The sequence below is a fragment of the Micromonospora sp. DT46 genome (assembly GCF_049841735.1).
Classification (GTDB): Bacteria; Actinomycetota; Actinomycetes; order Mycobacteriales; family Micromonosporaceae; genus Micromonospora; species Micromonospora reichwaldensis.
Window position 1 is genome coordinate 565,906 of the sequence record NZ_JBNCKW010000001.1, and the last position, 12,099, is coordinate 578,004.

At 73.3% G+C, this 12,099-nt stretch carries 12 protein-coding genes, 1 tRNA gene and 1 pseudogene; 7 read left to right on the forward strand and 7 right to left on the reverse strand.

What is annotated here, in order from left to right:
• Positions 1-65: 65 nt before the first annotated feature.
• Entirely contained in the window at positions 66-965 is a 900-nt protein-coding gene (locus tag ACLQ20_RS02550) for an aminoglycoside phosphotransferase family protein (protein ID WP_151456798.1), read from the reverse strand.
• 136 nt (positions 966-1,101) lie between these two features.
• On the opposite strand from ACLQ20_RS02550, the gene ACLQ20_RS02555 reads away from it, so the two are divergent.
• From ACLQ20_RS02555 to ACLQ20_RS02570, 4 genes are all read left to right on the forward strand, one after another.
• On the forward strand, positions 1,102-1,566 hold the full coding sequence (locus tag ACLQ20_RS02555; RefSeq protein WP_151456797.1) for a MarR family transcriptional regulator: 465 nt from the start codon (positions 1,102-1,104) through the stop codon (positions 1,564-1,566).
• 40 nt (positions 1,567-1,606) lie between these two features.
• A complete protein-coding gene (locus ACLQ20_RS02560; RefSeq protein ID WP_425853994.1) occupies positions 1,607-2,386 on the forward strand; it encodes a class I SAM-dependent methyltransferase in 780 nt (259 codons plus the stop codon).
• A 123-nt stretch (positions 2,387-2,509) separates the two neighbouring features.
• Positions 2,510-3,469: a phosphotransferase enzyme family protein gene (locus ACLQ20_RS02565; RefSeq protein ID WP_425853995.1), complete on the forward strand. Its 960-nt coding sequence runs from the start codon at positions 2,510-2,512 to the stop codon at positions 3,467-3,469.
• A 132-nt stretch (positions 3,470-3,601) separates the two neighbouring features.
• Complete coding sequence (locus tag ACLQ20_RS02570) at positions 3,602-3,769, forward strand: hypothetical protein (protein ID WP_327030424.1); 168 nt, start codon at positions 3,602-3,604, stop codon at positions 3,767-3,769.
• Between the two features lie 77 nt (positions 3,770-3,846).
• On the opposite strand, the gene ACLQ20_RS02575 is transcribed toward ACLQ20_RS02570, so the two are convergent.
• Positions 3,847-3,920: transfer RNA gene (locus ACLQ20_RS02575), tRNA-Ala, on the reverse strand.
• A gap of 246 nt (positions 3,921-4,166) precedes the next feature.
• Here ACLQ20_RS02575 and ACLQ20_RS02580 point away from each other — a divergent pair.
• A complete protein-coding gene (locus ACLQ20_RS02580; RefSeq protein ID WP_358115283.1) occupies positions 4,167-4,910 on the forward strand; it encodes a class I SAM-dependent DNA methyltransferase in 744 nt (247 codons plus the stop codon).
• Positions 4,911-4,919: 9 nt separating this feature from the next.
• Here ACLQ20_RS02580 and ACLQ20_RS02585 read toward each other — a convergent pair whose 3' ends face one another.
• From ACLQ20_RS02585 to ACLQ20_RS02605, 5 genes are all read right to left on the reverse strand, one after another.
• Positions 4,920-5,711: a divisome protein SepX/GlpR gene (locus tag ACLQ20_RS02585; RefSeq protein WP_192581548.1), complete on the reverse strand. Its 792-nt coding sequence runs from the start codon at positions 5,709-5,711 to the stop codon at positions 4,920-4,922.
• A gap of 178 nt (positions 5,712-5,889) precedes the next feature.
• On the reverse strand, positions 5,890-6,495 hold the full coding sequence (locus tag ACLQ20_RS02590) for a GNAT family N-acetyltransferase (RefSeq protein ID WP_370518989.1): 606 nt from the start codon (positions 6,493-6,495) through the stop codon (positions 5,890-5,892).
• Positions 6,496-6,639: 144 nt separating this feature from the next.
• Positions 6,640-7,953, reverse strand: coding sequence for a molybdopterin molybdotransferase MoeA (gene glp, locus ACLQ20_RS02595; protein ID WP_151456791.1), 1,314 nt, complete (start codon positions 7,951-7,953; stop codon positions 6,640-6,642).
• Positions 7,950-8,912 carry a UTP--glucose-1-phosphate uridylyltransferase gene (locus ACLQ20_RS02600; protein ID WP_327030423.1) on the reverse strand — a complete coding sequence of 321 codons (963 nt, stop codon included), beginning with the start codon at positions 8,910-8,912 and terminating at the stop codon, positions 7,950-7,952. The genes glp and ACLQ20_RS02600 overlap by 4 nt, the downstream gene beginning before the upstream one ends.
• Before the next feature lie 9 nt (positions 8,913-8,921).
• Entirely contained in the window at positions 8,922-11,189 is a 2,268-nt protein-coding gene (locus ACLQ20_RS02605; protein WP_425853996.1) for a diguanylate cyclase, read from the reverse strand.
• An 85-nt stretch (positions 11,190-11,274) separates the two neighbouring features.
• On the opposite strand from ACLQ20_RS02605, the gene ACLQ20_RS02610 reads away from it, so the two are divergent.
• Both ACLQ20_RS02610 and ACLQ20_RS02615 read left to right on the forward strand, forming a co-directional pair.
• A complete protein-coding gene (locus ACLQ20_RS02610; RefSeq protein WP_425853997.1) occupies positions 11,275-11,943 on the forward strand; it encodes a 5-formyltetrahydrofolate cyclo-ligase in 669 nt (222 codons plus the stop codon).
• Positions 11,940-12,098 (forward strand): annotated as a pseudogene (locus ACLQ20_RS02615) (FmdB family zinc ribbon protein); the annotation flags it as partial. The gene ACLQ20_RS02610 and the pseudogene ACLQ20_RS02615, both read left to right, overlap by 4 nt.
• Position 12,099: the final 1 nt, after the last annotated feature.

Below are 12,099 nucleotides of genomic sequence, written 5' to 3' on the forward strand. Positions count from 1 at the left end.
GCGTCGCAGCCGTGGTGGGTGGGTGGGCGGGTGCGGCACCGACCGAGCGGGAGCCAGTCAGGTCGTCAGTGAGCTCGCAGAACGTGCTCAAGCCGCTGCTCGAGTCGGCTGCGAGCGAGGTCGTCACTGATGCTTAGTCCAGAGTCGCGCCATGGCTGGACGACTTTCACCGGGTCCGGCAGGTAGCCGACAATGTCCATGACGTTCCAGTACCGGCACCCGTCCTCGTCGTGACGGTCATCAGCCCGGCGACGGTACGCGTTCGTGAATCTGGCTCCAGCCTCAACGCCGTGCAACATCGCGAGGTAGGTCGCGGCATGTGCCACGTCCAGGGTCGCCGGTCCCCACGATGTCTCGACCCAGTCCACGACGCCGCTGACACGCCCCTGCGACCACAGCAGATTCCCCAGATGAAAATCTCGGTGCAGGAACGTACCGGCATAGGCCGGTACGGGTTGGTCCAGCAACTCGAACGCCTGATGCCAGAGCTGTCGCCGCTGCGCCCACGGCGGCACGACTCGTTTGTCCGGCGCCGCCCAGGACTGGTACTGCCGTGGCCTGTCCCGGCCGGGCGCGAATTGGTGGATGCTGACGAGGACCTGCGCCATCGCCTCCAGGATGCCGTCCGCGGCAGAGGTCAGGCACAGACGCCCGGGCAGCCAGGACATGAGGTGTGCCGGTGCCCCGGCGGAGTCCCCGGACAGATCGAGGGCGACACTTCGAGGCGCTGGGATCGATGACCGTTGCAGTTGGTGCTGGACAGCCGCCTCCCTGGAAAGCAGCCCGGCAGCGTGTCGGCGCCACGGCTCCTTCGTCATCAGTCGGAGTACAGCCTGTTCGCCGTCGTGTCCGGTCAGGCCAAGCATGGTGGACGTGCAACCACCCGTGAGACGCCGCACCCTGGTGATCCGACGCTGCCAAGCCGACTCAACCCAGCGAATCTCGCGCTCGGTCGCACTGCCCACGAGTACCACTCTGTCATCGGCGCTTCCGGGCGCGTGCCGGGGTGCCGGTCCACGCTCACGCCAGGCTCTTGACCTGAACCGACGTTGAGGTTCTACCTTCGTTCCCAATGGTTCCGTCCTCGGCGAAGGAGATCACATGACGACGCTGCAACTGTCCGACGCAGAACTCGCGGGCCAACCGGCCGCCTACTGGACAGGCGTCGCCTACGAATCCCTCATCGCTTTCACCCGAGCCCGGCATGCCGAACTCGGGTTCACTCAGCCCCAGTTCTGGCTGCTGCGGAACCTCTCCAGGAACGACCTCCTGCCCGACGGCGGCGGGATGACACTTCCTGAGCTCCGACGGGCGATGAGCTCGTATCTCAGGGCCGAAGACGATCTGGACGTCGAGGCGGAGGCTCTGCTAGAGCGCGGGTGGCTGACCCGCGACGAGGAAGAAAGACTGTGGATCACCGCGGCCGGAGAAGACGCCCGAGTCAGCCTCAAACAGCACGCGCCGGCAATCCGGGCCCGCATCCACAAGGGCATCGATGACGCGGACTACGTCGCGACCCTCAAGGTTCTCCGGCAGTTGATCCTGAACACCGGTGGCGCGGCGTAGCGCGCCCAGCCTGGTCAGTCCAGCTCTGTAACGTGAGGCCATGCCTCTTGACCCGGTAGCACACAACCGCACCGCCTGGGACCGGCAGGTCGAGCAGGGCAACGAGTGGTCACGCCCCGTCTCCAGCGAGACGATCGCCAGGGCGCGGGCCGGCGACTGGTCGGTCGTCCTGATCGGCTACCAGCCCGTCGACCGCACCTGGTTTCCCCCCGAACTCGCGGGCACGGACGTCCTGTGTCTGGCCTCGGGCGGCGGGCAGCAGGGCCCGACGCTGGCCGCTGCGGGGGCCCGGGTCACCGTCTTCGACAACTCGCCCCGGCAACTCGAACAGGACGAGTCGGTCGCCCGGCGGGACGGCCTGGAGCTGCGTACCGTCCTCGGGGACATGCGCGACCTGTCGGCGTTCCCGGACTCCTCGTTCGACCTGGTCTTCCACCCCGTGTCGAACCTGTTCGTGCCCGAGCTCGCGCCGGTGTGGCGGGAGTGCTTCCGGGTGCTGCGACCGGGCGGGACGCTGCTGTCCGGCTTCCTCAACCCGGACGTCTTCCTCTTCGACAACGAGGCGCTGGACCAGCGCGGCGAACTGGTGGTGCGCCACCGGCTGCCGTACAGCGACCTGACCCACGTCCCGGCGGCGGAGCGCGAACGCCTGTGGGGCGCGGACGCACCGCTGGAGTACAGCCACACGATGACCGCGCAGATCGGTGGTCAGCTCGCCGCCGGCTTCGTCATCGTCGGCTTCGAGGAGGCGCCGCACCACTCCGACGCCACCGCCGGATGGCTGCCCGGCTACTTCGCCACCCGGGCGGTGAAGCCGTGACGGCGGGCGGCTGACAGGCGCGCCGTGGCATGGCTGACCCGACTCGCGGGCCAGCCAGGCGCCCGGGCGCCCGCAGGTGGCAAATCCCTTGCCGGCCGGACTGCCAACTGCGACGCTCCGCCGATGATCGACAAGCCTGGTGTCGACGAGCGGCTCCTGGCGGCTGAGGTGGCCGCCGCCTGGGCCATGACCATCGTCGACCTCGTGTTCATGCCGGTCGGGCTCGACGGGCACGCATGGGCGTACCGGGTGGACGCGTCCGACGGCGAGCGATACTTCCTGAAGCTGCGCCGCGGCACGTTCACCCGGGCGGCCGTCCTGCTGCCCGGGTTCCTCAAAGCGCAGGGCGTCGGGCAGGTCGTGGCACCCATCGACCTGCCGGACGGCGGAGCCTGTCACGGCTTCGGGGAGTACCAGCTGCTGCTCTACCCGTTCCACGACGGCGGCAGCCTGTGGCGGCGCGGCCTCACCGACCGCCAGTGGAGCGAGTACGGCGAGTTCCTGGGTCGCCTGCACGCCGTCACGCCGAGCGCAGACCTCGCCGCCGTCCTGCCGGTCGAGACCTACCGATCGGACGCTGGCGAGCGGCTGCGGGCCCTCGGCGGACAGGCTGCGACGAGCGAGGTCCTCGGCGCGTTCTGGGCCCGGTACGGCGCCGCGCTGCACCGGTTGGCGGAGACGGTCGACGAGCTGGCCTCCCGCGTGACGCACGCTCGACACGTCATCTGCCACGCCGACATCCATCCCGGCAACCTGATCGCTGACGACGACGGTCCCCTGCACGTCGTGGACTGGGACGCGCCGATCCTCGCGCCACGCGAGCGGGACCTGATGTTCATCCACAGCCAGGACTTCGGCGACCACCCGATCGACGCGCACCGCGCCGAACTCTTCCGCCGAGGCTACGGGCCGCTGGAACCGGACCAGACCTTGCTGAGCTACTACCGCAGCGAGCGGCACCTCGACGACGTCGCTGCATTTCTGCGTAGCGTCCTCAACCCCGAGGCCAGTCCGGAATCTCGCGCCAACGACCAGTACTGGCTCACCCGCATCGCCGAGACCGTCGCCGACCCGAACCCCTGACCCCCTCGGTAGTCACTCAGTCCACGGGCGGGCTTGTTTGGCCGCGTGCGTTCTAATGGCCTCGTGCCGAAACCCTCGTCCCCCTCACTTCTCTACTACCTGCGGTTCCCCTTGTGGCTCTTCGTGGTGCCCGTGCTGCTGTTCGCCGGCATTCCTGCCCTGATGTTGGCCGGTCACGGCGAGATTGGCGCAGCTGCGCTGGTCTTGATCGGCAACGTCTACGCGATCATCCTCGGCCGCCTGATCCTCGCTAGAAAGCTTCTCGGGAAGGGAAGGGTGAAGCCCGAGGACCTAGCCTGAACGCCGTTGCTGCACTCAGCTGCCGTACAAGATCGGAAAAGGCCGTCTCCGACGTGCGGAAACGGCCTTGAGCTGGGTGGAGTTGAGGGGATTCGAACCCCTGACCCCCTCGATGCGAACGAGGTGCGCTACCGGACTGCGCCACAACCCCTCCGCCGGCGGACCGGCATCGGTCCCACCCGGCTTTCACCGGGCGGGCCGGCGCCAAGGCTAACAGGTTCACCGCCCCCGCCGCGAATCCACCCCCCGCGCGCCGAGATCTTGGCACGAAACGGCCCCTCCGGGGGCCGCCAGCCACCAAGATCTCGAAGAAGGACCCCAGGCAGGCGGCGGAGGGGGAGCCGATCGGCGCGAAAGTCGGTGGACATCGCGGGTGGTAGTGGGAAGCGTGGGGCGTATGCGACAGGAAGACGTCTGGGACGACGACACCGCCCGCCGCTACGACACCCCGGGCACCGGCATGTTCGCCTCCGAGGTGCTGGGGCCGACCGTGGATCGCCTGGCCGAGCTGGCCGGCGGCGGGGCGGCGCTCGAATTCGCCGTCGGCACCGGCCGGGTGGCCGTTCCGCTCGCCGCGCGCGGGGTGCCGGTCAGCGGCATCGAGCTGTCCCGTCCGATGGTGGAGCGGCTGCGGACGAAGGTGGATGAGGCGACCGTTCCGGTGGTGATCGGTGACATGGCGACCGCCACCGCCCCGGGCGAGTTCTCGCTGGTCTACCTCGTCTACAACACGATCTCGAACCTGCTCACCCAGTCCGAGCAGGTGGCCTGCTTCCGCAACGCCGCCCGCCACCTCGCCCCGGGCGGCCGGTTCGTGATCGAGTTGTGGGTGCCGGAGCTGCGCAAGCTCCCACCGGGCCTGGATGCGACGGTCTGGTCGTCCGAGCCGGGGTACATCGGCCTCGACACCTACGACGTGCTGCGCCAGCAGGTCGTGTCGCACCACTTCCGGTTCGACGAGAGCACGCACGCCCAGCTGTTCCGGTCGCCGCACCGCTACATCTGGCCGGCGGAGCTGGACCTCATGGGTCAGCTGGCCGGGTTCGAGCTGGAGAGCCGGCACGCGGACTGGTCCGGCGCCGAGTTCACCGCCGACTCGCGGTCGCACGTGTCCGTCTACCGCCTGCCAGCCACGAGCTGACGTGGCCGGTCAGGCCGAGTGGGAGCCGCGGCCGGACTGGTAGGGGCGACCGCGCAGGCCACCCGAGCGGCGGTAGGAGACCGAGCCGCCGTTGGCCGCCGCCGGCAGGTCCGCCGGGCGGTCCAGGCCCATCGCGGCACGGCGTACCACCTCGCGCTGGGCCGCCAGGCGGCGCTGCGCCTCGCGGCGGGCCGCCGCCCGGCGGGCCTGCTCCCGCCGCACCTCGGCCTGCCGGGCGGCCAGCCACGCCGCCTCGCGGGCCTGCGCCCGCCGCCGCCGGCGATCCGCCAGTGCCAGCCGCCGCAGGTGTACGACGTACGCGACCAGCAGCGCGGCGGTGACCCCGAAGCTGATCCAGAAGCCGGGGCTGACCACGATCACGCCGATGAGCTCGACGAAGTTCAGCAGCAGCAGCGCGGCGAGCACCCGACGGCGGCGGTAGACGGCGGGGGTGTGCTGTCGGCGGGGCGGCGGCCGGCGGCGGCCCTTGCGGGGGGCCGGCGGCACGGCGCGCAGCCGCTTCGACCGGCGCGTGGCGGGGGGCGCGGAGACCGGCGCGGAGAGCCCGCCCGTGTTCGCGTCTTCACTGAGGGTGATGACGAGGCTGCGGGGCAGGTGCACCGGGCGGCGCCCCGGCACAGTGCGGCGCCGCCGGCGGCGCTGGAGCACCCGCGCCGTCGACTGCGCCCGCTCCGCCACCAGCCGCTCGGTGGCGTCGTACCGGCGAACCAGCGCCGGGGCGAGGGCGAGCAGACCGGCGGCGGCGAGGACGGCGAGGAGCACCGAGGTCGGCACCCTCACCCCTCCCGTCACCGAATTCGGAGCAACCGCCGCCCGGCCGCAGGATCTTCCACCGATGGTGGTCGGGTGCGCGGATCGTACGGGTGGAGCAGCGCTTGCCACAGCTTGCAGTTACTTGAGGTTACGGGCCGTGGACGCGGATGCTGACACGCCGCGCCGATCCCGTGCGTGGGACGCCTCACCCCGTGGTGGCGCGGAGCCGGTGCCAGCGGGCCAGCAGCCCACCCTCGGCCGCGACCTCCTCGCTGGTCATCGCGTATCCGATATGGTCCCGCCACGCACCGTCGATGTGCATGTAGCGCACGTGGTACGACTCCTCGCGGAAGCCCAGCTTCTCCACCACCCGCCGGGACGGCCGGTTCTCGGGGCGGATGTTCACCTCGACCCGGTGCAGCCCCACGCTGAAGGCATGGTCGACCGCGAGCGCCAGCGCCGTGGGGATGACGCCGCGACCGGCCACCCGGGAGTCCACCCAGTAGCCCACGTACGCCGAGCAGAACGCCCGCCGCACGATGCTGCCCACGTTGAGGTGGCCGACCAGCCGATCCCGGCCGTCCTCGCGCAGGCAGACGGCGAACGGCATCCCCTCGCCGGTGCGCGCCGACCGGCGCTGGTCGCGGTAGACCCAGCGGAACGCGGCCGGCGAGTTCAGCTCGTGCCAGCTTCCCGGCACGGACGACTCCCACGGCGCGAGCCACTCCCGGTTGGCGCGGCGCACCTCGGCCCAGGCGGCGGCGTCCGAACGCCGGTAGGGCCGCAGCAGCACCGGCCCGTCGGCCAGCACCGCCGGCCACCCCGGCGCCCGCCCGACCCCGAACAGACTCACGGAACAGACCTTCCGCTCACGACCGACGAAACCAGAGCCCGGACGGCACTCACCGGGCCAACCTTCCGTTCACGACCGACGAAACCGAATCTCGGACGGCGCTCACCGGCGCCGGTCCAGCAGGAGGACGTCCACAGTGGACCCGGCCGCCGCGGTGGTCACTCGCTCGCCGAGCACCATCAGCCCGTTCGCCTCGGCCAGCCCGGAGAGGGTGTACGGGCCACCGTTGAGCGGCTGCACCGTGTAGCCGCCGCCGCGCCGCTCGGCGACGTGCGCGGGGCGGAACTCGCGCAGCCCCACCGGGGACGAGATCGTCTCCAGCAGGTGGGCGCGGACGCTGGGCCGGAACACCGGTTCCGCCCCGGCCAGCAGGTTGATCGCCGGGCGGGCCAGCACCTCGAAGCCGATCAGGGCGGAGCCCGTGTCGCCGGGCAGGCAGACCACCGGCACCTCCTCGGCGCCGACCGTGCCGAAACCGAGCGAGGTGCCGGGGTAGAGCGCGACCTCGGTGAAGGTGACCGGGCCGGCCCGGCTGCCCTCCCGCCGGGAGAGGATCCGCCGCACCATGTCGCCCGGCCCGGTGCCGGTCCCACCCGTGGTGATGATCAGGTCGGCGCGCAGCGTCTGGTCCTCCAGCAGCCCGCGCAGCCCCTCCGGATCGTCGTCGCAGATGCCCACCCGGTACGCCAGGGCGCCCACCTCGGCCGCGGCGGCGGTCAGCGCGTGCGAGTTGGCGTCGACCGTCTGGCCGGGCTGGCTGCCCCGGCCCACGTCGACCAGCTCGTCGCCGGTGGCCACGATCACCACGCGGGGGCTGGGCCGGACCACGACGTGCCCGATGCCGGTGGCGGCGAAGACCGCCACCAGCGCCGGCGACACGTAGGTGCCGGCCCGGGCCAGCAGGGTGCCGGCGGGCAGTTCCTCGCCGGCCCGGCGCACCCCGTACCCGCGTTTTGGCACGCGGAAGATCTCCACGGCGGCCATGCCCTGGTCGGTCCACTCGACCGGGACGACCACGTCCGCGGCGAGCGGAAGCGGCGCCCCGGCGGCGACGGAGAAGCAGGCGCCCGGGGTGAGCCGGACCGGCCGCCAGCTGGCCGCGCCGAGGTCGCCGACGACGTTGAGCCGGACGTTGCGCCCGCCCGGCCCGCCGGACTGGCTCGGGACGTAGCCCACGCCCCGACCGCCTCCGGAGATGTCCTCCCAGCGGGCGGCGTACCCGTCCACGGCCGACTGGTCGAAGGCCGGGAAGGAGTGCGGCGCGACGACGTCCTCGGCGAGGACGTTGCCGTGCGCCTGGGTGAGGTCGAGGTCGAGCGGAGGCAGCGCGCGTAACCTGCGCAGCACGCTGCCCAGGTAGTCGGCGAGCGGCGTCAACTCGTTCGCGGCCGCCTCGGCGTCGGCCGACGCTGTCATGTACCAGTCACGCCCGACGCGTCGGAGTTGACGAACTCGGCCAGCCACTTGCGGAACTCGGCGCCGAGGTCGTCGCGCTCGGCGGCGATCTGCACCACGGTCTGGAGGTAGCCCAGCGGCATGCCGGTGTCGTAGCGGGTGCCCCGGTAGACGATCGCGTGCACCGGGGTGCCCTCGCTGCGCAGCAGCTCCATGGCGTCGGTCAGCTGGATCTCCCCGCCGCTGCCCGGCTCCGTCCGCCGGATCGCGTCGAAGATGCTGCTCGGCAGCACATAGCGGCCCAGCACCGCGAGGTTGCTGGGCGCGTCCTCCGGCTTGGGCTTCTCCACCATGCCGGTGACCCGGACGACCTCGCCGATGTCGGTCAGCTCCGCCTCGGCCGGCTCCACCGAGGCGATGCCGTAGCGCTTCGTCTCGGCCGGGTCGACCTCGAAGAAGGCCAGCACCACGCCGCCGGTGCGCGCCTGGAGCTCCAGCATGGCCGGCAGCAGCGGCTCGGCCGGCTTGACGAACTCGTCGCCCAGCAGCACCGCGAAGGGCTGGTCGCCGACGTGCGACTCGGCGTAGCCGACGGCGTGGCCCAGGCCGAGCTGCTCGGGCTGCCGGCAGGTGTAGATCTCGGCCAGCTCGCTGGGGCCGCGCACGGCGGCCAGCCGCTCGGCGTCGCCCTTCGCCTCCAGCCGCGCCTCCAGGTCGGGGCGGCGGTCGAAGTGGTCCACCATCGACGTCTTGCCCCGCCCGGTGATCAGCAGGACGTCGCCGATGCCGGCCTGGGTGGCCTCCTCGACGATGTACTGCAGCACCGGCCGGTCGACCACCGGGAGCAGCTCCTTGGGCACCGCCTTCGTGGCCGGCAGGAACCGGGTGGCCAGACCGGCGGCCGGGATGACGGCCTTGACCGCGCGGGAGCGACCGGTTGCGGCGGTCGCCGATGAGGGGTTCGCTGAGTGCTCCGACATGTCGCGAGACTATCGGCCACGGCTCTGTCGTGGAGGGTGAGGACCGGAAGACGCGCCGCCGCAGGGACCCGGCCGCACCGGGTCGGGCGCGCCCGGAGCGCTCCCCGGGGCGGCGTCGGCCGGATCGGCCGGATCGGGGCGGACCCGCACCGGCTGGCGGGGAGCGCCGGCGCGCGGCAGACCGTCCTCGGGGGTGGCCGCCGCAGCCGGGACGGGGATCTCCCGCGCCGACGGTCCGGCCCGCTCCTCGGCGATGCGCCAGGTGTCCCGGCCGGCCGCCTTGGCGGCGTAGAGGGCGTCGTCGGCGGCGTCCAGCACCTGCTGGCCGGTGCTGCCGTGGTCGGGGTGCACGGCGATGCCGACGGAGACGGTGACGCCGATGGCCACGGCCGCACCGCCGTGCCCGTCGGCGGCGATCGGGGCGTCCCGGATCGCCGCGCCGAGCCGCTCCGCGACGATCGCCGCGCCCCGGGCGTCGGTCTCCGGCAGCAGCAGTACGAACTCCTCGCCGCCCTGCCGGAAGGCGAGGTCGACCTCGCGGATCTCGCCGCGCACCCGGCGGGCGAACTCGGCCAGCACGGCGTCCCCGGCCGCGTGCCCGTACGTGTCGTTGACGGTCTTGAACCGGTCCAGGTCGAGGGCGAGGACGCTGAGCATCCGGCCGAACCGGCTCGCCCGCTCGACCTCCCGGCGGATCGACTCCTTCAGGTAGCGGTAGTTCCACAGCCCGGTGAGCGGGTCGGTCAGCGAGAGCCGCTGCGCCTCCTCGTGCACCCGGACGTTGTCCACCGCCACCGCGGCGTGGCCGGCGAAGGTGCGCAGGGTGACGAGGTCGTCGTCGTCGAACTCGTCCGCGCCGAGCCGGTCGTAGAGGGCCAGCACACCGAGCGCCCCGGCGGGGGCGGCCGGCTCCGCCCCGGGGCGCGGGGCGGGCCCGTCGCGGGCGGTGCCGTCGGGCGGGCCCGTCGTGCCGGGGGCCGCGAACGGCACCGCGATGTACGTCCGGCAGTGCGGCTCCCCCGGCGGCGCGACGGAGGGCTCCACCCGCCCCCGGCGCGGCTCCCCGGTCGCCGCGACGGCGCCCACCACACCGCTGCCCAGCGGCACCCGCAACGGCCCCGAGGGTTCGTCCGCCGGGTCGGGCTCGTCCAGCCCCTCGGTGCACTGCGCGACGAGCACCCCGCCGTCGTCGACGAGCAGCACCGCCCCGGCCCGGGCGCCGGTCGCCGCGATCGCGCTGTGCAGAATCACCCGCAGGATGCGTTGCAGGTCGTGGGTGCTGGCCAGGGTGTCCCCCAGCACCGCGAGGTGCCCGCGCAGCTGGTCGCGGCTGCTGGTCAGCGCCGCCACGTAGGTGCCCGTCTCGCGGGTCATCCGGTTGAACGCGCCGGCCAGCCGGCCGATCTCGTCCCGGCTGCGCACCGGCACCCGGGCGGTCAGGTCGCCGCGCGCCACCCGGTCCACCGCGCCCGCCAGCTCGACCAGCGGGCGGGTCGTGACCCGGGCCAGCCGCCAGGCGGCCACCACGGCCAGCAGGGTCGCCACCAGCACCGCCGAGCCCAGTGCGACGTACAGGCCGCGTGGTCGTTCGCTGGGGACAGAGAGCACCAGCGGCAGGGGCTGCCCGGAGGACGGGCCGACCAGGCGGACGTACCGGCCGTCGGGGGTCTCGGCGACGCGCTCGCCGTGCAGCGTGTCGGCGGCGGCGAGCACGGCGTCGCGTACGCCGGTCGACTCGGTGCTGTGGGCGAGCCGGACGGGCGCCGCGGCGTCGTCGATCAGGGTGACCGCCACCCCCGTCACGGCCGCGAGGCGCGCCACGAAGGCCGGGTCGACCGGCTGCGCGGCGGTGACCGTGCCGAGCGGCCCACCGGCCCGGTCGCGCAGGTCGGCGCGGGCCGCGAGCGCCCGCACCGGCCCGGCTGCCGGCGGGTCGGCGCAGTCCCGCCAGGGCCCCGCGGGGCCGCCGGGGCTGGCGTAGGTGACCCGGCCGGTGACGTCGGCGACCCGCACCGCGGCGGCCAGGCCACGGCGGACCACCTGGCTCGCGGCGGCCGGCCGGTCGCCGGCCAGGGCGACCGCGTCGGCGGCGGCCCGCAACTGCTGGCAGAGGGCGTCGACGGAGGTGCGCACGGTCGCGGCGGCCACCGCGAGCCGCTCGGTGGAGCGGCTCGAGTCGACCGCCGCCACGGTCGCCCCGACGAACATCACCCCGAGCACCACCGGGCCGAGCGCCACCGCCAGGAAGGCTGTGGTCAACCGCCCGCGTAGCGTCACTCGGTCCCCCCGGAAGTTCCGCCGCCGTTGCTTGCGATGCTGACACAGAGCCACCAGGCGACAAACGTTGCGTCAGGAGTGTTGCGTGCCCGATTTTTCTGATGGAGCGCAAGAGGCGAAGCGGGATGTGCGCGCCGCCGTTCTCGCCCGCCGCCGGGCGCTGACCGCGCCGCAGCGGGCCGACGCCGCCGGGCGCGTCCAGGCCGATCTGGTGGCTCTCGTACGCCGGCTGCGCCCGCTGCGGATGACGGCGTACGTGCCGGTCGGCTCCGAACCGGGCGGGCCCGACCTGCCGACGGTGCTGCACGCGGCGCTGCCGCCGGGCGGGGAGCTGCTGCTGCCGGTGCTGTGCGACGACCTCGACCTCGACTGGGCGGCCTGGAGCGGGCCGGCCGGGCTGGTGGCCGCCGGGCGGGGGATGCGCGAGCCGGCCGGGCCGCGGCTGGGCCGGGCGGCGGTCGCCGGGGCGCAACTGGTGGTGCTGCCCGCGCTGGCGGTGGACCGCCGGGGGCTGCGGCTGGGCCGGGGCGGCGGCTCGTACGACCGGGCGCTGGCCCGGGTGCCGGCGACCGCCCTGACCGTGGTCCCGCTGCACGACGGCGAGCTGGTGGAGGCGCTTCCCGCCGAGCCGCACGACCGCCCGGTACGCGCGGTCGTCACGCCCGCCGACGGCCTGCGTACGCTGGACGCCGCCCCGGGGGGCGTGGCGGGTGTCGCGCCCCACACTTCCGCTGGACGAATCCGGGGGCGATGACGCACCATTGGCACTCGAATCCGTCGAGTGCCAGAACGGCCGTGCCAGATCCGGAGGAGAACGTGCCCACGTACCAGTACGCCTGCACCGCGTGCGGCCACCAGCTCGAGGCGGTGCAGTCCTTCTCCGACGCACCGCTGACCGAGTGCCCGGCGT